A 24,186-nucleotide genomic window follows, 5' to 3' on the forward strand; every position below is an offset into this window, starting at 1 on the left:
AAGGGAACTACGTTCTTCAAATTTGTTTCAGAAAACCATGCGCGATATTAAGATCGGAAGGCATAAATCGGCTGGCGCCTGATCGAATTAGTCCGGCCAGAACGATACAATTAGAGGCTAACGCACCGTGCATCCAATGGGGGTCAAAGGGAGATTGCGCCTCTAATGCGGTCATCTCCATCCCAGCCAATCGTTCAGTAAGTGCAATGAGGTCTCCACGTTGGCAGTAAAGATCTTCTTCGAGCTCGATATTGAAGTGGCGGAGAAACGTTTTCTCACCGCCTGTATAGGCGAACGTATTCAATGAAGGTGGCATGCGTGAGGTGACCCATTTGACACATAGGGATACCTGTCTTTTGTTCGGAGCTTTAAGCAAACCGAACTGTTGATTCAGATCGGATATTCCGAAAGGAAGAAAATAAGGAACCTCACTTGTTCTTGTGATGATTTGAATGCTTCCGCCGCCAATATTCATCACATCCAGTTCAACCGGGATATCGGAGTCGGCAATCGTTCGCATCAGCAGTTCCGCCTCTTCTTTTTGGCTGATGGTTCTGTATGCGATCCGCAAATTATTACATACTTCATTCATATGTTCAGATAAGAGCGGGGATCTTCGCATTGCTTCTGTACCGATGGCTTCAATGGCCCCCTGCTCTAGCTCCTCGATGAAAGGACTCTGAGTGGACAGTAAGTACTTTAATTTACCTTCGATATCGGGGAGATTTACTTCACTTTCGAGAAGCTCCCACGTGGCTACATCGACTTGCTCGATCTGGTTGTCACATCTTCGAAATACTTTGGCGCTATGGCTGCCCAAGTCCAAAATTAATTTATTGCTGTACATTAATGATCCCTCTTTTGTGGTTTATTTTTGGAATTCTTATCTTGAAGTTTAATTTCCATATGATGCATAAAATAATAATATTTGTGTCTTCGGAAGGTATCAGAAAATCAATGTTAAAGTATAAATGTTTGCTATGTCAACCAATATTTACTAATTAAGATGTTCATGACATGCATTCGATATCGTTCATCAAAATACGCCGTTTTCCGACATTGGAGCAACCGGCGTATTTCGTATAAAAACAAAAAAAACCATCAGAGTCTGGTCCTCTGACGGTCCGTTTTATAAGACGAATTTATAACCCACACCCCACACAGTTCGAATATATTTGGGTTCTTTTGGATTGACCTCGATCTTTCTTCTTAGATTTGTAATATGGACATCAATAGCACGATCGTTAATGAAGGAATCGAAGCCACGCAAGGCATTGATGAGATCTTCACGGCGGTAGACTCTTTCCGGGTGTTCATATAACAAACGAATAAGTTCAAACTCGGAGAAGGTCATCTCAATGGGCTCACCCCGTACATAAAGTATTCTTTTCTCGAGATTAATGTCAAAATCAACCGACTGCGCAGCTTCCGTAAAAAGCGGGGACGGAAGACCTTCCGTGGAATAGGTTTGCTTGAAACGACGAAGGAGCGCTTGGATGCGGGCTTTCATTTCATGCATGCTAAACGGCTTGGTTAAATAATCATCCGCGCCTACGGTGAAGGCTTCAATTTTCTCGCTAACCTCGGAGTTGGAAGAAATGATAATAATAGGAACCTGTGTCACTCTACGCAGCGAATTACAAAGTTCAGTGCCATCGTAGTCAGGAAGAATGAGATCCAGAAGAATAAGCTCCGGGTTGAAATCGCGCAAAGCTGCGAGGCCATCCTGTCCATTCAGGGTTCTTAGAACGAAGAATCCTTCCTCTTTTAAGTACATACAGATCATTCCACCGATGATATCATCGTCTTCAATTAATAGAATTTTGTCCATGCTTATCTCCCCCAAATCATAATAGCCAATCAGGTTCTCGCACAACAAACCGAGGAGATGCTAACAATTTGCTCATAATTCTATTATACGGTGTCGAAATTTAAGAGTAAATCGCTTTAATTGATATATTTTCTAATATTTTCTTTTAAAATGTTAGTAAAATATTAGTGAATCGGGCTAGGCGTATTAATAGATTTTCACTAAGTAACCTAATAACTGGAAAGTATAATGGGAGAACAGGTAAACAACGACGTGAGGAATAAACAGAATAGGATTCGAATTTTATCGAAACCCGTGCATCCATGGAATCGATAAATCAATGCGGAACTTTTTGGTGTGATTGATTTTTTGATGCAGGGGTAAAGGTGGTTATGATGGAATGGGTCTATTAGACAGGTACGGGGTCATGGTTGTGAACGGAGCAAGTTCAGTAGATGAAGGGATAGAAACTATATTTGAGCAGGATCGTGCGTTTATTACAACAGGCGTGGTGAAGAATGGATGTGCCCTGTTGGACTGTATGTTGGCATGTAAGCCGGATTTGGTCATTATTGATTTAGAAATGCCGGATTCAAAGGGACTTATCGCACTTCAAAAGATCATGAATCATAATCCTGTTCCTGTCATCGTGCTTGGTACGCACACTCCCGAAGGATCGATGCAGACGATTCAAGCTATGCGCATAGGTGCTGCCGATTATTTTCATAAGGAAGTTCTTTTTCAAGGGTCTAATCGTGAGGCAATGGTGTCTTATTTTTTGGAGCGCTGTCAGCTTGCTGTTCAGACAGGGCTTCAAGGCAAACATGAAGTGACACTTCATGCTCTGTACAGAAATGATAGGTTGCTTGATACATCTTATCAGGATAGACCTGAATTGTTTCAAAAGCGGATGGAAATCGAGTTTCATTTACGCAAAGGCATTAAGAATGGTGAATTTCATCTTGTTTATCAGCCAGTGGTTGATGTTTATACGAATCAAATTGTAGGTCTGGAGAGCCTAATACGTTGGAAAAGCCCTTATCTTGGTCATGTAGCGCCTTCGGAGTTCATTCCCATTGCCGAAGAATCAGGACTCATACATAACATTGGTGAGTGGGTATTGAACGAAGCATGCAGGCAGAATATGAAGTGGCAAGAGGCTGGACTGCGAGATTGTTTGTAGCTGTCAATTTATCCAGACGGCAGTTTAATGATCGAGGGCTTAGCCGGATGATTCAGCAGATATTGGAAGACGTAGGACTGCATCCGCAATATTTGGAGCTGGAAATTACCGAAAGTATGAGTATGGACGTTCAAATTGCATCCGACGCACTGAATCAACTGAAGAAGCTAGGGGTACGCGTAGCGATGGACGATTTCGGAACGGGGTACAGCTCATTAGGCTACCTAAAAGATTTCCCTATTGATAAGATGAAAATCGATCAATCTTTTATCAAAGGCTTGAAGCATCGTCAGGTGAATGCCGCTATAGTGAATACGATGATTGCGATGGCTAACAATTTAAATTTACTTGTTGTAGCGGAAGGTGTAGAAACGGAGGAAGAGCTTCAAGTGCTCCGTGAGTGTGGCTGCCGATTCGTCCAAGGCTATTTCTTCAGTCCTCCGGTTGAGGCTAAGCGCGTCGAGGAGATGCTGCATTTAGTTGCAGTGAAATAACAAACCTAAGAACCAAATCGAGTAGTGACTTTTCTATATGTACATCGTAAGATACAGTTGTAACCCTGCACAAAAAGTCGAATGTAGGCTGGTGGTTCATCTGCTGCGTGATTTAATAACGAATTTTACAATCATTACGGTATTTGTGTTATTTGTTGAGCAATTTTTCATTATAACTCGATTAGACCAGAAGCCCACTTGGTTATACAGAATCTATGTCGGTCTTTCACATGGCGCTCTTGTCATTCTTTTATTGCAATTTAGCGTCCAGATTGAGGAACATGTAAGCCTAAACTTCGTGGAGTAGCCTTGCTGCTTTCTGCCTATCTGGGAGGCTTTATTTCGTTATCCATAACGTTCATATTCTTATGGGTCGGACGATTCATCATGGAAGGTTCCGTTCAGATTCCACAACTCTTGATTGGACTGGTGGCGATATCGGGAACCGGTATCATATTTTCAAAAACGCGCTCATATTGGCTGAAATGGCTCTATGGGGAAGCGTTTTTCTTTATATTTTATTATTCGATGATTTGGCTTATTTACGGCACATCCTTGTCTGTTATATGGAAGTATATCGGTTATCAATCGATTTGTGTCTTTTTTATAGCGTGTTTTCTTCGTTACTTGGTTCGAAATCGCGAGTACAAGCAGAAGATTCATCAGGTAGAGCGAGAAATGATCGATATGCTGCGTTTGCAGCCGGGGTTTACTTTTAAACTCCATAAATATCGCGATCAGTATACGTACATCTTAATTGAAGGACAATTGTTGCATGAGCTGGGACTTAGACCTAGTCAATTCATAGGCAAATCTATGAACGAAATCACGGTAATCAGTAAGCAGCATGCGGAGCTTCTTCAGCAGCATTATGATAAGGCTTGGGAGGGGGAACGTGTCACTTATGAATCCGATTTTACCGGACGCAGTTTGCATGTGACTCTTCAGCCTATTTATAAATATGGTTCTGTTAATGAAGTTATCGGCTCTGTTTTGGACATGACGGAGCATATAGCAGCTCAATCCAAAGCAAGAGTACGGGACGAACAATATCGGACGCTTGTGGAAAACTCGGAAGACTTCATCTTCAGATTTCGGTTGGACGGCAGCATTTCCTCAGCGAATCAGAAATTTTGTCGGACGTATCAGCTGACGTTTGAGCAGGTAAGGGGACGCCGCTTCACGGATGTGGTCTGGCTGGAGGAGCCCGAGAGCTGGCAGGAGGCTTTCGGTCTAACGATCAACAGGCAGAAGACGCAGAAGTTTGAGCTGAATTTGCAGTCGCCCGAGGGTAGCGATCATGTGTATAATGTCACGCTTTCCCCGCTTTTTAATGAAGAGAAGACGGATATTACAGGTGTAACTGGGACGATACACGATATCACAGATATCAAAAAACGAAAGGAAGCCGATGAAGCCAACAGGGCCAAAAGCCAGTTTCTTGCCCGAATGAGCCATGAAATACGGACACCTTTAAACGGAATCATCGGGTTAACCTCGCTGCTGCAAAGAACAGATGTGACAGAAACCCAGAAGGAATATTTGAACAAAATTGGCTCCTCCTCCACGATCCTACTGGCGACCATTAACGATATTCTGGATTTTTCGAAAATTGAAGCGGATAAAATTGTCATGGAGAACGTGGATTTTTCTCTGGCATCATCACTCCAAAGAGTGGCCGATCTGGCTAGTGTGAGTGTGGGTAGGAAGCAATTGGATATCATGTTAGATACATCAGAGGATTTACCGACTTTGGTGAATGGGGATCCATTCCGCTTAGAGCAAGTGCTCATTAATTTGGCAAATAATGCGATTAAGTTTACTGAACAAGGATACTTTCTAATCAAGGTTCAGCTTGAGGAGTATGTGGATGAGGGGGTTGTTGTTTCCTTTCGTCTGGAGGATACGGGCATCGGTATTTCCGAGGAGCAGATGTCCCATCTGTTCCGTCCTTTTACCCAAGCAGATACATCAACAAGCCGGAAATACGGAGGAACAGGTTTAGGGCTAGTGATTTGTCAGAACCTGGTGCATGCTATGGGTGGTGATCTGCAAGTGGATAGTACGCTTGGCCAAGGAACCCGCTTTTATTTCAGTTTAATGTTTGGGCGTGTTGGGCTAGTAGGGCAAGAAACACATCCATCGCCTGATGTTTTAAGACTGCTGCAAGGGAACAATCGTGCTCTCTTAGTGGAAGACCATCCAGTTGTAGGTCAGCATTTAATGGAACTGCTTAGCTCCTTTGGGCTGCAAGTAGATATGGTTTCCTCCTTATCGCAATTATTTAGCAGGATTGAAAGCCAGTCTGAGTCAGAGAACATAGCGGGACCTAATTACGTGTTTCTGGATATGCAAATGGAACAAATAAATGAGCTTCCCTCATGGAATCGTTTAATGAGTTCGTTAGACCGCACATTTACTAAAGTGATTGCGTTTACAACCCTTGCATGCAGGGAAGAAGCTCTCCAGTTTCCAAAGGAACTAAGAGCGGACGTCGTGCTGACGAAACCGATCAGTAGATTGACTTTACAGCATGCTATTCAAGCCCTGCAGCAGGATGCTCAAGGGCTAACGGAAGCGGTAGAGATGGAGATCACATCGTCGATGAAGCCAACTGTTCCATCTGGGAGCTTGGGGTACGTACTGGTGGCTGAGGATAATGACATTAATCAGCTTGTCATTACTAGTCTTCTTGAACGTCTGGGTTACCAACCGATTATCGCCCAAAATGGGTGTGAAGTTCTGGAAGTTTATAACCAGCATCCTTGGGAGCTTATCTTCATGGATCTTCATATGCCGGTAATGGATGGCTATGAAACGACAAAGAAGTTAAGGCAGCATAAATCCATGAACAGCATCCCGATCATAGCGCTTACGGCCAATGTCCTGATGCAAGATCAAGCCGAGGCACTCAAGCTTGGTCTAAATGATATTCTAATTAAACCCGTTGACGAGAAACAGCTTTCCGATATGATAGCGAAGTGGAAGGATTTAAACCTGTTCTATGAAATAGAGGGTCTAGACACACGAAAGGTATTGCAAAATATCGATGGTAAAATTCACATTTTCCAATATATGATGGTGAAATTTAAGCTGGATTATGGGGAGTTTGCTAAGTTAGCGGCATCACTCATCGAAAAGCAGGATATGGTTATTGTCCGCCGCATGGTTCATACGCTGAAAGGAATCGCGGCGAATTTTTACGCACAATCATTGCTCGCGGCTGTCCGTGTCTTAGAAGAGGAGTTAGGAAGCGATACGCAGCATGACTTGCATAATGAGCAACTTATCCGTATTCAAAGTGAAATTGATAGGATTTTACGCTCGATGTCGTTCTAAGCTGCACAGAGAAGAGCTATTGGCAGGAGGTTGGATTGCTCCGCGCGCAACTTATTCCATTACACAACGTTTAATTGCAAGTTGTATGAAAAATAAGGAGGTTATCGCATGGCAAATTCATCGTATAATCCGTTTGAGGACAAAACCTTGCATACGACTGAAAGACGAACCGAGCCGGATATGGCAGCTGACAGAACTGCTTTTAATGATGTGATACGTCATGGGGATATTGTGCAAGGGTTTCAAACCGCTAAGCGGAACAGTCAATATCCAAAGTGGTATCAGAATCCTCAGAGGATTTTGGCGATGTAGGTCCATCCATACGATAGCCAAATGAGATGATACACATTCACGGCGCCATAGAGCAAAACAGTCAGAGCGAGACACGGCTTGACCCATAGACGGGTGCGGATTCTCGGATATAGGATCATAAGCAACAAGGGAAGTGCCAGCTTCACAGCGTAATACCCTCCGGTATTCCACTCGTAGATGTGCCGAATAAGAGGGTTCATTTCTTCAATAAGATGCAAATGCAGACCAACGTCTGTGAATATCGCATCCCCAAGACATAGAATCAGCAGACTAATAAGAGCTTTGCTCAGAAATAAAGGGCTGATGGCTTTCATTCATGATATTCCTCACTTTCAATTCCAACGAGAGAGGGGATAGTTGCTTTTAATTAAATGATACATAATGTATCAAATTAAAGCAACTGTTTACCTGTTGAAAACATCAAATTAGGCAAGAAAATGGTATAAATGGGTACTATAAGATTAAAGCCACGCTGTTCTCAGGACTTAATCTGTGTCCAGGGGGCTTTTTTATTTTGGGGAACGTTTGAATTATAATAAAGAAAAGATTGTCATTGACATGAGGGGTGTATGTACTTGGAAGTGTTTATTATTGTGCTTATTTCACTTGTCTTAATCGGTGTCTCGAACGTTGTTAACAGATTTGTCCCCTTCATTCCGGTGCCACTCATTCAGATTGCATTAGGGGCTTGCCTTGCCCTCGTTCCATTAGGCATTCATCTGGAGCTAGAGCCAGAGTTATTTTTCATCTTATTCATCGCTCCACTGCTGTATAACGATGGTAAACATACATCCCGCAACGAGCTATGGAGGCTAAGAGCGCCTATTTTATTATTGGCGGTTGGTCTTGTATTCGTGACAGTATGTGTCGTTGGCTACACGATTCATTGGATGATTCCGTCTATTTCGCTTCCTGCCGCCTTTGGGCTTGCAGCTATCTTGTCTCCAACCGATGCAGTGGCCGTAAGCGCGTTAGCAGGCAGAATTCATTTGCCAAAAAGCTTAATGCGACTGCTGGAAGGAGAAGCTCTGATGAATGACGCATCGGGGCTGGTTGCTTTTAAGTTCGCCATGGCTGCCGCGGTCACGGGTGTGTTCTCGCTGCCTAAGGCAAGCTTCAGCTTCATCGTCATAGCAGTCGGAGGGCTTCTGGTCGGAGCGATGCTGGCCTTTATCATTGCCGGGATTCGTCACCTTCTGCGCCGAGCGGGTCTCGAAGATGAGACGATGCATATGCTCCTGCAAATTTTGACACCTTTTCTGTTGTATATCATTGCGGAGAAGTTGGGGGTGTCGGGAATCTTAGCCGCTGTAGCTGGAGGACTTGTGCACGCTTTTGAAAACGAGCGGATGGACTATGCGATGCCTAATCTGAAAACTGTATCGAATAATACTTGGTCGGTCATCCTGTTTATTTTAAATGGATTGGTTTTTGTCATTCTGGGACTGCAGATTCCGAAAGTATCGCAAGTTATTCTGGATGACCCCTTATTTAACAATTATAGGGTTATTGGCTACGCCCTTATCATTTTTGTCCTGCTGCTCGTCCTTCGCTTTTTATGGACACTGATGTTTGCCAGAAGTGGGCAATGGCTCGGCAAAAAGAGCCAAGATGTGCCAAGTATCAAAATTCTCGTTCTCACCTCCGTATCAGGTGTTCGCGGTGCGGTCACGCTGGCCGGTGCTTTCTCGATTCCGCTGTTTTTGCAAAGCGGGGATCTTTTTCCGCAAAGAGATTTGATCATCTTCTTGGCTGCTCTCGTTATTCTATTATCCTTGCTTACGGCAAGCATCGTTCTGCCGCTTTTGGCAAAAAAGAAAAATACAGATGATAAGGATGAAATAGAGCGTATGGAGCGTGAATGGCAAGTCCGAATTATGAGTTCGGCGATTCGAGCGCTTCATCAGAAGAGCAATGAGGAGAATGAAGCAGCGGTTGATTCGGTTATTGGTGATTACAGAAGGTTAATGCAGCAATTGGAGCTGAAAGACAACAACGTGAGACGTTTGCCGCGTTCACGCGAGGAAGAGGCGGGGATGCGCATTCTGGCGCTGGGGATCGAACGCAAATATGTCCGAGATCGTTTGGAATCAGGGCAAATCAATAATCAAACTGCTGATTATTATTTCAAATGCTGGAGCAGGTTGAACTGATTTTGGCTAATAAACTTGATCTCGGAAAAGTTGTGGTAAAAACCCTCTGGCGCCGACTAAAGATGCATCTGTTTTCCAATGGGACGAATACCATGGCACGATTCTCGGAACAGGATATTACGGAATTACGAAATTTGAAAATACAATGCAGTCATGCCGTTGTAGAAGAGCTTACGAAGCGATGCTCCCCTAAAGGTGATGCCGCTACAGAGGGTGTCATTTCCTATTATGATCAAATGCTGGACAGGCTGAGGAAATTTAAATTAGTCACAAAGCGTCGGGATCCTAACTTCGACGAAAGCCGAAGAGAGCTTCATTGGGTAGCGGTGCAAGCAGAAAGAGAAGCTGTTCAAGGCTTGTATGAGCAGGGCGAAATCTCACGGGAAGCCGCCTCTCGCTTCCGAGCCAATATCCGCAACAGGGAAGCAACCTTGTATGAGCAGGATGAAATTGGTTAATTAGGGGGGACTCACGTCCTCCCAGTTGACTTGTGCTGAAAGCAATGGACTTCGCGTCTCGCCCTCGCCGCGGTGCCGATGAATCACGTACACGTGTAGAGTGGATTGTTGAGAAAATTAACGGCAGGGTGCCGCTAATGAATGTAGGTTCGATCCGAACTCCTGATGACGCGCTCAAGGCTCTGCAACCAGGAGTACCTCTTATTGCGATCGGTCGTGAATTGATTATGGAACCGGACTGGGTACAAAAAGTAACGGATAATCGTCTATCCGACATTCAAACCGTACTTACCAAACAGTCTCAGCAGGCTTTGGTTGTTCCAGATGGTCTGTGGAACATCATTTTGCATACACCAGGCTGGTTTCCGTTTGCAGAGGAAGCTGCTGAGAAGCAATAAGTCGACTTTGTTTCATTACGCAGTTCTTATTCATTTGCGTTGTACTCTTATAGGCTTAAGAATATAATAGAAACAAATGTAAAATACAAAGCGAGGTAAGCATGGAACCGAAGGATGCGCTTAAATTAGAAAATCAAATCTGCTTCGCCGTCTATGCTTGCTCACGTGAGATGACCAAATTGTATCGGCCTATTCTTGAACAAATCGGCCTCACCTATACGCAGTATGTGACCATGCTTGCGCTGTGGGAAAAGGATAGCGTGACGGTGACCGAGATCGGAAATCGGCTTTACTTGGATTCAGGCACCTTAACACCGCTGCTAAAAAAGCTGGAGAGCATGGCGTTATTAACACGTACGCGAGATCGAAGCGATGAACGCAGTGTGGTCATTACATTAACCGATAAGGGTAGAGCTTTGCGCGAGACGGCGCAAGATATCCCGAATCAATTGTCCAATCAGGTAGATATGGATCCTGAAGAGGCTGTCAAACTCCGTGAACAAGTCATGGAGCTGCTGCACAAGGTTCAGCAATGTTCGGAGTCTACAAGCACTTCGAGTGTAACCAACACGACTAGCGCGAACTCAAAGTAGAGGGAGAATGATGGATATTCATGGATGGTAAACCTGTTCTACGCAAGCTGGGCAGCTCTAATTTGCAGCTTACGCCACTTGGACTTGGTTGCTGGCAATTCAGTAACGGACAAGGAATGGTTGGGAAGTTTTGGCCTGTTTTGGGAAAGGATGATGTGCTGCGCATCGTTCAAACCAGCTTGAAGGGCGGAATCAACTGGTTCGATACGGCTGAGGTCTATGGCAAAGGCCAATCGGAGCAAATGCTTGCGGCTGCGCTTCGCGAATCGGGTTCATTGGCGGATGGATCACATATTGCAACGAAGTGGTGGCCGGTTTTCCGCACAGCAAGCAGCATTGCAGGCACGATTGAAGAACGAATTCGCTTGCTCGAGAATCGGACGATTCATTTGCATCAGGTTCATCAACCCTACTCCTTCTCCTCCGTTGCTAGCCAAATGACGGCGATGGCCCAGCTTGTGAAGCAAGGGAAAATCCAGAACGTAGGCGTTAGCAATTTTTCAGCTGCAAAAATGCGTGAAGCAGACCGCGTCCTGCGGGAACATGGTCTTCGACTCATTTCCAACCAAGTAAAATATAGCTTGTTGGATCGCCGCATCGAGCACAATGGTATTCTGGAAACTGCCAAAGAGCTTGGTATTGCGATTATTGCCTACTCCCCATTGGAGCAAGGAATATTGAGCGGTAAGTTTCATAAGAATCCTGACTTGATCAAAGCGATTACCGGACCTCGCAAATGGGCGTCAGCCTTCCGTGCTTCCGGACTACAGAAGTCGAAGCCGCTGATCGACCAGCTTGAAGCGCTGGCGTACACCTACGATTCATCGCCGACTCAAATTGCGCTGAATTACCTCATTCATGCTCATGGAGAAACCGTATTCGCGATTCCGGGCGCATCCAAAGTTCATCATGCTGAGGAAAACGTCAAGGCGATGCAGTTTACGCTGACCGAAGACGAGATCCAAAGTCTCAGCGACGTTTCTAATCGCGTTTTGAATTTGAATACATAGACGTCGATTCAAGGGAAAACCCAAAGGAAAACTCATAAAAGCTACAGCTCACTTTATAAGTGGGCTTGTAGGCTTTTATGGGTTTTGTGCTTAGGTAAGCGTTTATATGTTGGATTAGCCTTTTTAAGATGACATTTTTTCGATGTACGTGGTCATGGCTCGTTACTTTTTTCATGGAGAATCTCCGGGTGTCGAAAAAATCTCGGCTGTCTGAGATTTTCCTGTTTATGATGCAGGGAGAGGGTCAGCTTTGAGCGTTTTATCCAACGCCAAAAGTGGTTTGGGCGTCGTTTGAGAGCCTCCTTTTTTGACGGGCACGCCTTACGAACTCAGCGAGCCTTATTTGATCAAAAAACAAACAGTTATCGTTTTAACGAACTCCAGACGCGCTATTGCAAGTAAAAGTGCATTAATTCACTCATCATTCACTCCATAACGTCGCTCCAGTTCGTTAGATGATTGGAGAAGCTAATTTCCCCTTAATAAGCACCATACGGTTCGTTAACGTAGACAACACAAGGAAGGAGTTGCTTCATTGTTCGAATGGCTCCTGTTGTGCGTAGGTTTTTCTTGTTAGGTAACTTGGCGGCCATGTTCCGTTTTTCGGTAATCCTTCGGCACGATCCCTTTGCTTTCACGGAAAATACGGGAAAATGTCTTGTAAGAGCCATAACCGACTTCGAGGGCTATCTCCGTTACACTCATTTCTGTGGAAACCAGCAAGCTGCAAGCATGGCGCAATCGCAGGTCATGAAGGAAATGGACGAACGTTTGTCCAGTCGTTTGTTTAATAACTTCACTAATGCGGGACATGCTCATTTTGAACCGCGAAGCAAGATCAGATAAGGCAAGATCCTCCTGATAATTGCGGTGAATATAGTGAATGATGGGCCATACGGAGGAGCTTGCTTTGGTTAAAGAAAGCGGGGACATATCCGTATGATGTTCAGCATTCTTCCAACGATTACGGTCGAAACGAATGAGGACCTCCTTTAATTTGGACTTTAGCAGTGTCTGTCTAAAGCGTTCGTCGCCGTAATATTCTTTGTACATATCTTCTATGAGAGCATTCATTTGCTCCTGCTCCTGCCCCTTCAATTGGACAAAAGCCGGCATAGCGTTCATATCGTTAAAAAGCTCTGATAGTCCCTGACCGTTTCCTGTTTCCATCAGTAGATCCATACTAAACATACAGTTATATAAGACAAGCGTTTGTCCGGGATCGGTAAAAATCTCATGTACCTGATAGGGAAGAACGAAGGTGAAGGTACCGGTCGCCATTGGATGTTTAACATCATTAATGTTTTCCGACCCATGTCCTTCAATGACATAGGAAAACTCTAAGAAATCGTGACGATGTGCGCGAAAACCATGCTCCAGATTATTCCTGCTGAGATGGAAAGGAAAAGAGGAGTGCATATTTGGATACGTTTTCAGATAATCGGGAAAGTATGTCATAATGGCTAGGCTCCTTCGAAAAAATGGGACGTTTTCCGAAATATACGGTACGACTTCTTGTGGCATTTATTTTACCATAAAAGCAGGTCGAACAGGATGTACACTTGAGGAGGAACCCAACCGTGGGAAGCACTAATAAAATTAAAATAGGAATCATTGGAGCAGGTAATATTGGTGGCGTTCATATTGGTGAATTTTCAAAATTGGCAAATTTATGTGAGATTACGACGATTACCGATGCTTACCTGCCGCTTGCTGAAGCGCGAGCGCAAGAACATGGGATTGGCCACGTAGCTGCTAATCCAGAAGAACTGATTCAAAGCGCGAATGTGGATGCTGTCATTATCGGTGTACCGAATCAATATCATGCTTCGCTTGCCGTGCAAGCAATTGAAGCGGGCAAGCATGTGCTGATTGAGAAGCCAATGGGCATTAACGCGGATGCTGCCAAACAAATTCTGAAGGCCAGCGAAGCATCAGATAAAGTGGTGATGATCGGTCACCAAATGCGTTGGGAAGCTATTCCACAGCTGATCAAAGAGCAGGTCGAAGCCGGCGAGTTAGGTAAGATTTATACAGCCAAAGCCGGGTGGTTCCGCCGTAAAGGGATTCCAGGTTGGGGAACTTGGTTTACGAAGATGAATGAATCCGGCGGGGGTCCGTTAATTGATATTGGTGTGCATATGCTTGATCTCGCGCTCTATTTAATGGGCAATCCGAAGCCTGTCTCCGTTTTTGGAGCGACTTATGCAGAATTCGGCCCGCGCAAGAAAGGAATCGGAACCTGGGGGACGCCGAATTGGAACGGTACTTATGATGTTGAAGATTTAGCTACTGCACTAATCCGTATGGAAGACGGCAGCACATTGACGTTGGAAGTGAGCTGGGCCGTTCACATGGACACGGATAATACGCCATTCATCCATCTTATGGGCTCTGAGGGCGGCGCAAGTTACAAAGGCGCTAAAGGTAAGCTGCTGACAGAGAAATTCAATCGCGCGATTGAGACTGATCTTGCAAAGCCTGAGCATGATGAAGGGGAGCGGCTGCGCTTAAGTCTTCACTTCCTGGATTGTATTCGCGAAGGCAAACAGCCGATTACGTCCGCTTTATCCGGATTCACCAACAATTTAATACTGGATGCTATTTATGAATCATCACGTACGGGTAATGAAGTGAAATTGAACTGGGACCTATAAATTGGAGGAGTAACGATGCTTAGAGGATTATCGGGAGCAGGACTTGGCAAGCTGGAGAGTCAAGAGCAATTGATTGAGTTAGCCGCCCAATACGGCTTCCAAGCTGTGGATATAGATGCACTTTCCCTTGTGGAAACTCATGGTATCGAAGGAGCGCGTCAACTGCTTGCCCAGCATAATATCATAATTGGTTCTATCAGTCTGCCAGTGGAATGGCGCACTACGGAGGAGGCTTACCGTGATGGGTTAGTGAAACTGGCGCAGTCCGCGGAGGCTGCCGCCGCTCTTGGAGTCACGAGCTGCTGTACGTACGTGCTTCCTTCAACAGACTTGAATGCAGCGCATTTCATGGCTTTAGCAACACGAAGACTTCGTATATGTGCTCAAATTCTAGGCGCATACGGCATCCGACTCGGGCTGGAGTTCGTAGGTCCACATCATTTGCGCACACATTGGAAGCATCCTTTTATCTGGACCCTGGAGGAAACGCTGGATTGGATCGATGCCATAGGTGAGAGCAACGTTGGCTTGCTGTTCGATTCGTATCACTGGTACACGAATGGTTTAACAGTAGCAGATATCGACAAGCTGCGCGTTGATCAGATCGTTCATGTTCATATCAATGACGCACCGGATGTGCCGCTAGAAGATGTGTTGGATAACGGGCGCCTTTATCCAGGCGAAGGCGTAATCGACTTGGCAGGATTCTTGCAAGGCTTGCAGCGGATCGGCTATAGCGGTGCTGTATCCCAGGAAATTTTGACGGCTGAGCCACCGACAGAATCACCGGAACGCTTAGCGCAGCGATCAAAAGTGGGTTTTGACAAAGTATACGCAGCAGCGGGTATTTAGGCTACATAAGCAGGGCCCGAGGACATTATTGTTCTCGGGCCTTTTTTGCCTACATCACCATGAATCACTTGTCTTAAGATCCCGAAGAACCTTCTTTCTGCTTATCCCGGTACTGGCCCGGAGTCAGTCCTTCCTGCTTGCGGAAGGAACGAATGAAGTTCTGCGAGTTATTGTACCGCAGCTTGGATGAGATGTCCTTGATCGGCATATCGGATTCGGAGAGCCATTTTTTGGCCATATTGAACCGATAGGTCGATAAGTATTCACTAAACGAGCAATTCGTTTCTTTGCGGAAAATACTGCTTAAATAATTGGCGTTATAATGCAGTTGGGAGGCGCATTCTTCCAATGTAAGGTCCGTGTCGTAATATCGCTGTACGAGATCGATGATTTTCTCCGAAATGTTATGATACTGGGCATCTTGACGATCACGGTAAATACGGATCAAAGGATGGATGACTTCCGTCCAGAACCAGTCCTCGATTTCAGCTGTGACATGCAGATTCAGGAGTTCCTCAAATAGAGACCCTTTGTTTGGATGAATCTGATTCAAACTAATGCCGGACTCCTGCATAACAATAAGCAGGTTGTTTAATAGTCGCGCAAGCGGAATCTGATACTCCTGTGGCGTGAGCTGCGCGTTGAAGACAGCTTGCAGCAACTGCTTGAGCAGTTCTTTGGATTTATCCTTTTCGGCTAGTTTAACGGCATCAATAAGTTCATGCTCTATCGGCTTCGGATAGTTTAAGTTCAAATAATGTTTGCCGGAGTTAATGTTTTCATATTGAATAATGATGCCTTCGCCTAATTTAATGCGATGCTTCAAAGCCTCCAGTCCTTCTCGATAGGCAATGGACATCTGGGTGAACGCTTGAATGGGAAGGCTCATCCCAATACTGACTTGCAGGTTCAAATAGCTGAGAATATGCTGCTGCATCTGCTCCGTCAACGCATATACCGTATTGCGGAATGCGGCAGGCTCGCAGTCAGGACTTCCAATCAGCGTGACAACCGTTTGATCAATGATGATGGGTGAGAGTCTCTGATGCGAAGAAATCAGCTCCTCGATCATGTTATGCACAGCAAAAAGCAGCAGCTCTATATCTCGTCGTTCGTAACGGGTATTGTCGATGGAGTCGATTTGCAGGGTAATGACGGACATCATTTTCCACTCTTCGATTTGTGTACCATAGCCGAATTGCGTCAATTTCTCTACAAGTTCGCTTTGCTTAACATGCCCTTGATAAGCCTTGATCAAGAAGAAGGTGCGCACTTGTCCGATATGCTGCCTGACTTCTTTCTCCAACTGAGATTTGGATTCGAACAACGTATGGACATGTTCGCCGATGAGTTGAAACTCGTTGGCTTTCCGCTTCTGATTCACCGTTACAAGCCCTCCGATTTGGTTCAACAGGAGTTGGATCGGCGAATACATTTTGCGTGAAATGAGCCAAGCAAGGAGCATAGACAAGAGCAGCATAAATACACATATATAGATTGTGAATGTACCGATTTTGCTCGATTCTTTCGTTAAGCTTTCGATCGAAGTCAAAGATAAGTAGGTCCAGCCATTTAAATTCGAGCGCAGGAAACTAACTGAATAGGGTTTATCATAGATGTCCGCAGAGAATTGCCCCATCGGTGCTGCCAACTGCTTGAGATCCTGTAAGCCAGCATCGGTGAGCGGTTGTCCGATTAGGCTTGAATTGGGGTGCATGAGAATCCGCTGCTGTTCATCGATGATTAATATATCGTCTAGATTCTTAGTCTCGCTTTGAATCAAATCCTGCAAGCTGCAGGTAGGAATATTAGCTAAAGCCATGCCGTATTTTTCCAGACCGGTGGTCGGAAGCTTTTTGACCAGCGAGATGCTGTATTCACAGGCTATACCTCGCGAATTCTCTTCCGTGTAGAACCACTTGGAGGGAGTCAGGGTCCATGTACTATTATCTTGTGTATTCATCAGCTCAGTCAGCTTGTCGTAAAACGGATAGCTGTTATAGCGATAAAGACCGGAATTTTTGATCAACCAATTTTCTCGGGCGTTAATCAGGATGACGTCTTCAAGCTTGGTATCGAAAGATTGCATATAGCGAATTTCGCTGCGCAGGTCATCATACATCATGAAATCGGTTACAGTTAAAGGCATATCCATCGCTTTTTTGAGCACGGTCGAGTTGATGACCTGGTTGAGCGTGTGGTTGACAGTTGTTAATTTCTGCTCTACATTGGAGTTGATTTGAGTGATCAGCTTCATTTTGCCTTCGTTCACATTTTTTTGTATTTCGTTGGAAGAGGTTACAAAAGCAAAAGCACCGATAAAAATAACCGGAAGCGTGCTAAGCAAGAACCCGAATATTGTCATTTTGCTAAGAAAACTTAAAGAACGCATCGCATCCAACACCTTATCTGTCTCTAGGATGGTGATTCTGACTATCTTTGTATTGTAGTCAAGACTTCGGTTCATAGCAATAATCATCTGTGTGACGGATAATCATTTTATTAGATTATGTCTATAAAACGTTATTACTGCAAGGGGGACAGCATATGAAAAACAAGGGATCTAGACCAACATTGAAAGGTCTACGTCATCTGATGATCGGATTGTTACTAGTCGTATGGCTTAGTGCTTGTGAGAACAATAGCGTGAAAATGGCGGCTCCAGTGAATGATAATCGTCCTACGATTTCAATCATGGTACCGCTTCATTTTCCGCACCCGCCTATTCCTGAACTGGTTCAGGAGATCGAGAACCGAACGAAAACTAAGCTGGATATCAATTGGGTTCCGGATGGTATTTATACAGATAAAATGAATACCGCTCTGACAACGAACTCTTTGAAAAAGGCAACCTATGTGAGATATACCGACTTTATGCTGATGAAAAATTCGATTCGTTCCGGTGCCTTCTGGGATATTGGACCTTACCTATCCGCCTATCCGAATCTCAAGCAGCTGAACAAGGAAATTTTAGGTCAGACAACTGTGGATGGTAAACTATATGGCCTGTACACAGAAAGGCCGTCTGCACGTCAAGGTATTATTATTCGTGAGGACTGGCTAGACAAGTTGAAGCTAGCTAAGCCAACGAACCTGGATGAGTTTTATCAAGTGTTGAAGGCATTTACGACCGGTGATCCGGATGGCAATGGCAAGGATGATACGGTTGGCTTGACGGATCGAAATGATTTGGTTTTTGGTGCATTCAAGACGATAGGTTCTTATTTTGGAGTACCGAATAACTGGGGTTTGGCAGATGGGCAGCTAGTTCCTGAATTTGAAACGCCAGCCTATATAGACACCATGAATTATATGAAAAAGCTGTATGATGAGAAACTAATCAATTCTGACTTTGCCGTGACTAGCAAAGAGGTGCAGCGAGACAAGCTTATTCGTGGTATTGCGGGAGTGTATATCGGCAGTATGCAGGATGTACAACGGCTTTCGGATGAAGCGCAGCTTGCTAATCCTCAGGCCAGATTTACGCTTGTCAATCGTATCGAAGGCCCGAGGGGGATCCATACCTGGTCGATTCCCAGCTATAGCGCGCTCTATTTATTTTCCAAGAAAGCGATTCGTACGGAGGAGGAATTGAAGCAGGTGCTTCAGTTTTTTGATCGGTCGATGGATAAAGATGTAGCCAACTTAATGAAGTATGGGTTGAAGGGAAGGCATTACATGACGAGTGGTGATATGGTTCAGTTATCGGAGGAGACTTCTAAAATTCGTGTAAATGAAGTTAATGCGTTGTACTCGCTGATGATTGCTGATCTTAACAATCCGAATGTGCTGCCGTTATCAGAGAACGAGACCTTAGCCAAACTGGCCGATAACCTTAGTGCAGAGAATGAGAAATACGTGATCAAGGACCCAACGCTTGGCTTAGAATCGAAGACTTACGATGAGCGAGGCGTAGAATTGTACAAAATTGTATCCGACGCTACGTACAATTACATCTTAGGTAAATTGGACAAAGCTGCGTTCGAGTTGGAGATTGAGCGTTGGAAGCGAAACGGAGGCAGTCAGATTATTAAAGAGTATAACGAAGCTTATGGAAAACGAAGTTGAGGGGAAACCGCCTGCGCTAATGCGAGGCGGTTTTTTATTTGTGGATAATCATGTCTGGCTCGATAATCATCATCTCATATCTATTGTCTGCCATGGCCAAAATGAGCAAATGATTGTTTCGGTACCTAATGGAAAGTGTGTAGTGTAGGGGATGTAGCAGCACAAAACAATTAGTGGAGGTCTATAAATTATGAAGAGAAGTTAGTCTCGATCCCCCTTAGCATTCTGCTTGTATCCAGTTTCGCGTTGGCAGCTTGCTCAGACGGAGGCAAAACGGCTGCTCCTGCAGCGACCAATGCTACCGCACCTAAGGCAACGGCCGACAACACACCTACAGCCATCACAATCATGGCTCCACTGAATACAGCGGATACACCGCCAGATACGATAATTAAAGAACTGGAAAAATTAACGAATACGAAGCTGACGTATCAATTTTTCCCGGCGGATACGTATGAAGAAAAGCTGAACACAACTTTTGCTACGGGCGCTCTGCCTCAGGTTACTTACCTGAAAAATCAAGCGACCTTTATTCAAATGAAATCGGCGATTCGCGACGGACAATTTTGGGAAATCGGACCTTATTTGAAGGAATTCCCGAACCTGAGCAAGTTGAAATCGACAACAAACGATAATACAAAAGTGGATGGCAAGCTATACACGCTTTATCGCGGTGTAGATATCGCGCGTCAAGGTCTTATCTATCGAAAGGATTGGGCGGATAAGCTGGGACTGAAGGCTCCAACGAATTTGGATGAGCTGTATGCCATGATGAAAGCTTTCACGGAGAATGATCCTGACGGTAATGGCAAAAAAGATACGATTGGCTTAACAGATCGTAACGATTTGGTCTACGGCGCCTTCAAAACCGTTGCTGCTTGGTCAGGGGTTCCGAACAATTGGGGGGTTAAAGACGGCAAGCTGCAGCCGGAGTTTACCTTCCCTGAATATATAGCGACGATGGATTATTTCAAGAAAATGCGTGACAACGGCGTAATCAATAAGGATTTCGCTGCCACAAGTAAAACAGATCAACAAAAGTTATTCACCAATGGGACAGCAGGTATGTATATCGGTGCAATGACAGATGTCTCGACACTGAACAAAGATTTAATTAAAAATGTGCCTACTGCTGTCGTGGATGTTCATAGTATGGTGGCAGGACCAAACGGTAAATTCGCGGCATGGGCGCTTCCAGGCTTTGCAAACGTGGCCGTATTCCCGAAATCTGCGATTAAAACAGAAGCGGAATTAAAGAAAGTATTGGCATTCTTTGACAAAATGATGACGCCTGAAGTTGCTAACTTGGTAAACTGGGGAATTAAAGATGCCAACTACAGTGTAATCGACAATAAAGCGAAGAAATTGGACGAAGACAAATGGACACGCGAAGTGAAGGCTTTCACGGATTTGGCTATCGGTGATGAAGATACTTCAGGCAGATATTTGGGTATACCAACCATCCCTGCGTCAGGCAAAGCGGATGAACTGAAGATTGCCAATCTGAAGTTTGCTATACAGGATCCGGTCGCAGCTCTGGATTCCAAAACTTACCTAGAGAAGGGTGCTCAGCTTCAAGAGGTGATTAAGGACGCAACGAATAAATATATCTACGGCAGCATTGATAAAGCTGGCTTTGAAAAGGCGATTGAGGACTGGAAAAATCGTGGCGGTAACAAAATTATTGAAGAGTACAACGCTGCGAATAAAAAATAATAGGCTAGTAACGCTTATGCAAAGCAAAAAAGGCTGCTGTTCACGCAGCAGTCTTTTCAACTGTTATGAAACACCCGGAAAGGAAGAGGTATTATGCAGGAAGTGAATATTGGGCAAAGAGCCGTTGCTGCGAAAAGGAGCAGTGAGCTTAGTAGACGCTTATGGAAAAACAAATGGATCTATGTCATGCTACTGCCCGGTGTGTTATATTTTATCATTTTCAAATATATTCCGATGTATGGTTTGATTATTTCCTTTCAAAATTATAAACCGTTTAAAGGCGTTAGAGGAAGTGAATGGGTCGGTCTCGAACATTTTCACCGTCTATTTACGGAGCCTGACTTCTTCATTATTTTAAGCAATACATTGATTTTGTTTGTCATGAATCTTGTATTTTATTTTCCAATTCCCATTATCTTGGCTCTGATGCTTAATGAGGTTAAAGGCGATCTCTTCAAGAAAACGTTTCAAACACTCGTCTATCTACCGCACTTTATGTCCTGGGTTATTATCGTGTCGATAAGTTTCGTGATGCTGACCATGGACGGTGGGATTATCAACGATATCCTTGTGTATTTTGGATTTGAGAAAATCAACTTTTTGTTAAGTTCTGAATGGTTTAGACCTATTTATATTCTTCAAGTCATTTGGCGAGAAGCAGGTTGGGGCACGATTATTTATTTGGCGGCGATTGCTTCCATCGACCCTCAGCTGTATGAAGCTGCCCGTATGGATGGCGCGGGACGACTTAGACAAATCTGGCATATTACGCTGCCGGCAATTCGCAGTGTCATCATTGTATTGTTAATTTTGAAAATTGGTGCGGTTCTCGAACTCGGTTTTGAACATGTCTACCTGCTGCTTAACTCCATGAACCGGAATGTTGCTGAGATCATCGATACTTATGTATATACAGCTGGGTTAAAGCAAGGACAGTTCAGCTACAGCGCTGCCATCGGATTATTCAAATCGTTTATCGGCCTTGTTCTGGTTATGCTTGTTAACAAGATTGCCAAGAAGATGGGTGAAGAAGGCGTCTATTAATGAAGCATGAGGTTCATCGAAAACGTTTAGGAGGGATAAACCGTGGTAGAGGATAAAACACTAGCTGGCAGGATGTTTGGCATCATCAATTATGCGTTATTGACCATCATTGGTTTAATTACGATTATACCTTTTGTACACGTCGTAGCGGGTTCATTTACAACAAGCGCAGAAATGGCGGCCAAAAAGTTCGTTATCATTCCAACGGAATGGAGCATTGAGGCCTATCGATTTATTTTCTCAACGAATACGATTTTTAAAGCGATGGCCGTATCCATTGGCACAACGCTTGCCGGAACCATTATTAGTATGTTTATAACGGCTTTAATGGCTTATGGGTTATCCCGCAGAGATGTAGATGGAAGAAAAGTGATTATGTTCCTTGTTGTGTTTACGATGCTGTTCCACGGCGGATTGATTCCGACGTTCCTTGTTGTGAAGGAGCTGGGGATGATCGATACCTATGCTTCATTAATTCTTCCTACAGCGATTAGTGCATTCAATTTAATTATTTTGAAAAATTTCTTCCAGAACATCCCGGAAGGTCTCGAAGAATCCGCTAAGATCGACGGTTGCAGCGATTTTGGCATCTTGTTCCGCATCGTGCTGCCTTTATCAATGCCGGCGATTGCCACTATCTCCTTATTTTACGCAGTAACTTATTGGAATACGTATCTGAGTGCGATTCTTTATTTAAATGAGAGTGCAAAATGGCCCATTCAGGTCCTCCTCAGACAAATCGTTGTTCTTGCCAGCGGAATGGATCATAGTTCCGATTTGGATAGTGTCGCTCCGCCTCCGGCGCAATCGATTAAGATGGCTGTTATCGTTGTATCCACGATACCGATCCTATGTGTCTATCCTTTCTTGCAAAAGCATTTTGCTAAAGGTGCGATGATTGGTTCGATTAAGGGGTAAAAGGAAGGGAATGCATCATGCCGCTCAATACACACTCTCATGAGATTCGTCAGCTTCTTTCGGATATGGACGGTTTGTTCGATAACTTCTTTCGTTGGCTTGGCGGGCAGTATGATACGAAAAGCGGCGGCTTTTATTATGCTGCGAGCTCAAAAGAGCTGCCCCATCATGGACCCGATATCGAATCGACGGCGCAGGCTTTGAATATTCTGGAGCGCTGCGGACTCATGGAAAAGATACCAGATGCGATGAAGCAAGGGTTGATCCGTTTTTTTCAGAATAAACAGGATGCTTCGTCAGGTTACTTTTACGATGCAAATCCGTTGATGCGTAGGGATGAAGTGATGGTGGCGCGTGCGATCAGCTATAGCCTAAATGCTCTGCGAAAACTCGGCGGGCAGCCGCTGTATGCGCTGCCTTACGAAGCGAAGCAAGCTCCAGCTTATATGAGCTCACCTGATCAATACTTAGCTTGGCTGCAAGCCGTGGAGCTGTCGAACAGCTGGCGCGGCTGCGATCGACTATCTACCTCAAGTGTCTATGTGAGGCAAGTTGAACCTGCAGCTCGCAGGGATGCATTTGTTCAGACGGCATTTGACTTCTTTGCGGACAGGCAAGATCCCCGTTCCGGATTATGGGGCGAGGGCTCCTGTTATGTGCAAATATCAGGTACGTTTAAACTGCATATGTTTTATGATCATTTCCATGTTCCTTTGCCCAGGGAGGATCAAATATACCAAAGTATCCTGTTTGCTTTACGGCATGAAGAAGCGGCGGACATGTGCTATATCCGTAATCCGATTCATTTATTGTCCTATATGAAGCTTCAAATTCATCCTCAGGAACTGCGTGAAATCATACAGATCACATTGGCTAATATGAAGCGACTGCTCCGTGCAGATGGAGGCTTCTCTCGTGAACTCGCGCATTCGCCTACTGCTCCTAATGTTGCGCAAGTGAAGCATGGCGAATGGTATCCAGGGATGCCTGCGGCAGTTCATATTGGCGGAGGCAAAATGGAAGGGGATATGAACGCAGGGACGCAAGCGTTGTTAATCCGTTCAGTTTGCTATCAGTTGGCGGGGGAAGTAGCGCCTAAGCTGGCTGCTAGCGACACTTATGTGTATCCAAGTCGATGAAATCCATCGCTACATGTATAAGAAGAAAAGCTAAAGAGGGGT

The 24,186-nt window shown here is 44.7% G+C and carries 21 protein-coding genes; 16 read left to right on the top strand and 5 right to left on the bottom strand.

What is annotated here, in order from left to right:
• Positions 1 to 16: 16 nt before the first annotated feature.
• Together FU659_RS08705 and FU659_RS08710 are read right to left on the bottom strand one after the other, a co-directional pair.
• Positions 17 to 847: a Ppx/GppA phosphatase family protein gene (locus FU659_RS08705; RefSeq protein WP_147947204.1), complete on the bottom strand. Its 831-nt coding sequence runs from the start codon at positions 845 to 847 to the stop codon at positions 17 to 19.
• A 282-nt stretch (positions 848 to 1,129) separates the two neighbouring features.
• Positions 1,130 to 1,831, bottom strand: a complete 702-nt coding sequence (locus FU659_RS08710) for a response regulator transcription factor (RefSeq protein WP_147947205.1) — start codon at positions 1,829 to 1,831, stop codon at positions 1,130 to 1,132.
• A 379-nt stretch (positions 1,832 to 2,210) separates the two neighbouring features.
• Here FU659_RS08710 and FU659_RS08715 point away from each other — a divergent pair, with 379 nt between their 5' ends.
• The 4 genes from FU659_RS08715 (at position 2,211) to FU659_RS08730 (ending at position 7,138) form a co-directional block, all read left to right on the top strand.
• Entirely contained in the window at positions 2,211 to 2,993 is a 783-nt protein-coding gene (locus tag FU659_RS08715) for an EAL domain-containing protein (RefSeq protein WP_147947206.1), read from the top strand.
• The gene (locus FU659_RS08720) at positions 2,960 to 3,487 is read left to right on the top strand and encodes an EAL domain-containing protein (RefSeq protein WP_187274008.1); all 528 of its coding nucleotides are present in this window, start codon (positions 2,960 to 2,962) and stop codon (positions 3,485 to 3,487) included. Before FU659_RS08715 ends, FU659_RS08720 begins: the two co-directional genes overlap by 34 nt.
• Positions 3,488 to 3,874: 387 nt before the next feature.
• Complete coding sequence (locus FU659_RS08725) at positions 3,875 to 6,826, top strand: hybrid sensor histidine kinase/response regulator (RefSeq protein WP_147947208.1); 2,952 nt, start codon at positions 3,875 to 3,877, stop codon at positions 6,824 to 6,826.
• Positions 6,827 to 6,934: 108 nt separating this feature from the next.
• Positions 6,935 to 7,138, top strand: coding sequence for a hypothetical protein (locus tag FU659_RS08730; RefSeq protein ID WP_147947209.1), 204 nt, complete (start codon positions 6,935 to 6,937; stop codon positions 7,136 to 7,138).
• Here FU659_RS08730 and FU659_RS08735 read toward each other — a convergent pair.
• Positions 7,117 to 7,452: a DUF5658 family protein gene (locus FU659_RS08735; protein ID WP_147947210.1), complete on the bottom strand. Its 336-nt coding sequence runs from the start codon at positions 7,450 to 7,452 to the stop codon at positions 7,117 to 7,119. The two genes, FU659_RS08730 and FU659_RS08735, sit on opposite strands and share 22 nt — an antisense overlap.
• 267 nt (positions 7,453 to 7,719) lie before the next feature.
• Here FU659_RS08735 and FU659_RS08740 point away from each other — a divergent pair, with 267 nt between their 5' ends.
• The 5 genes from FU659_RS08740 (at position 7,720) to FU659_RS08755 (ending at position 11,750) form a co-directional block, all read left to right on the top strand.
• The gene (locus tag FU659_RS08740) at positions 7,720 to 9,291 is read left to right on the top strand and encodes a Na+/H+ antiporter (protein WP_261807704.1); all 1,572 of its coding nucleotides are present in this window, start codon (positions 7,720 to 7,722) and stop codon (positions 9,289 to 9,291) included.
• A gap of 92 nt (positions 9,292 to 9,383) precedes the next feature.
• Entirely contained in the window at positions 9,384 to 9,749 is a 366-nt protein-coding gene (locus FU659_RS36930; protein ID WP_261807699.1) for a hypothetical protein, read from the top strand.
• Between the two features lie 44 nt (positions 9,750 to 9,793).
• A complete protein-coding gene (locus tag FU659_RS08745; RefSeq protein ID WP_147947211.1) occupies positions 9,794 to 10,147 on the top strand; it encodes an oxidoreductase in 354 nt (117 codons plus the stop codon).
• Between the two features lie 101 nt (positions 10,148 to 10,248).
• Positions 10,249 to 10,740 carry a MarR family winged helix-turn-helix transcriptional regulator gene (locus FU659_RS08750; RefSeq protein WP_147947212.1) on the top strand — a complete coding sequence of 164 codons (492 nt, stop codon included), beginning with the start codon at positions 10,249 to 10,251 and terminating at the stop codon, positions 10,738 to 10,740.
• A gap of 20 nt (positions 10,741 to 10,760) precedes the next feature.
• Entirely contained in the window at positions 10,761 to 11,750 is a 990-nt protein-coding gene (locus tag FU659_RS08755) for an aldo/keto reductase (protein WP_147947213.1), read from the top strand.
• A gap of 573 nt (positions 11,751 to 12,323) precedes the next feature.
• On the opposite strand, the gene FU659_RS08760 is transcribed toward FU659_RS08755, so the two are convergent.
• Positions 12,324 to 13,208, bottom strand: coding sequence for an AraC family transcriptional regulator (locus FU659_RS08760; protein WP_187274009.1), 885 nt, complete (start codon positions 13,206 to 13,208; stop codon positions 12,324 to 12,326).
• A gap of 122 nt (positions 13,209 to 13,330) precedes the next feature.
• Here FU659_RS08760 and FU659_RS08765 point away from each other — a divergent pair, with 122 nt between their 5' ends.
• Together FU659_RS08765 and FU659_RS08770 are read left to right on the top strand one after the other, a co-directional pair.
• The gene (locus FU659_RS08765; RefSeq protein WP_147947215.1) at positions 13,331 to 14,407 is read left to right on the top strand and encodes a Gfo/Idh/MocA family protein; all 1,077 of its coding nucleotides are present in this window, start codon (positions 13,331 to 13,333) and stop codon (positions 14,405 to 14,407) included.
• A gap of 15 nt (positions 14,408 to 14,422) precedes the next feature.
• Positions 14,423 to 15,259, top strand: coding sequence for a sugar phosphate isomerase/epimerase family protein (locus FU659_RS08770; RefSeq protein ID WP_147947216.1), 837 nt, complete (start codon positions 14,423 to 14,425; stop codon positions 15,257 to 15,259).
• 73 nt (positions 15,260 to 15,332) lie between these two features.
• Here FU659_RS08770 and FU659_RS08775 read toward each other — a convergent pair whose 3' ends face one another.
• Entirely contained in the window at positions 15,333 to 17,726 is a 2,394-nt protein-coding gene (locus tag FU659_RS08775; RefSeq protein ID WP_315971288.1) for an AraC family transcriptional regulator, read from the bottom strand.
• Between the two features lie 80 nt (positions 17,727 to 17,806).
• Between FU659_RS08775 and FU659_RS08780 the strand changes: the two genes are divergently transcribed.
• The 5 genes from FU659_RS08780 to FU659_RS08800 all read left to right on the top strand — a co-directional run bounded on the left by FU659_RS08780 (position 17,807) and on the right by FU659_RS08800 (position 24,144).
• On the top strand, positions 17,807 to 19,327 hold the full coding sequence (locus tag FU659_RS08780) for an extracellular solute-binding protein (RefSeq protein ID WP_147947217.1): 1,521 nt from the start codon (positions 17,807 to 17,809) through the stop codon (positions 19,325 to 19,327).
• Between the two features lie 246 nt (positions 19,328 to 19,573).
• Entirely contained in the window at positions 19,574 to 21,043 is a 1,470-nt protein-coding gene (locus FU659_RS08785; protein WP_261807700.1) for an extracellular solute-binding protein, read from the top strand.
• Between the two features lie 93 nt (positions 21,044 to 21,136).
• Positions 21,137 to 22,087 carry an ABC transporter permease gene (locus FU659_RS08790; RefSeq protein WP_147947218.1) on the top strand — a complete coding sequence of 317 codons (951 nt, stop codon included), beginning with the start codon at positions 21,137 to 21,139 and terminating at the stop codon, positions 22,085 to 22,087.
• A 42-nt stretch (positions 22,088 to 22,129) separates the two neighbouring features.
• Positions 22,130 to 23,005, top strand: coding sequence for a carbohydrate ABC transporter permease (locus tag FU659_RS08795; protein WP_147947219.1), 876 nt, complete (start codon positions 22,130 to 22,132; stop codon positions 23,003 to 23,005).
• Between the two features lie 17 nt (positions 23,006 to 23,022).
• Positions 23,023 to 24,144, top strand: a complete 1,122-nt coding sequence (locus FU659_RS08800) for a hypothetical protein (protein WP_147947220.1) — start codon at positions 23,023 to 23,025, stop codon at positions 24,142 to 24,144.
• Positions 24,145 to 24,186: the final 42 nt, after the last annotated feature.

It is taken from the genome of Paenibacillus sp. N3.4 (assembly GCF_008017805.1).
Lineage (GTDB): Bacteria > Bacillota > Bacilli > Paenibacillales > NBRC-103111 > Paenibacillus_E.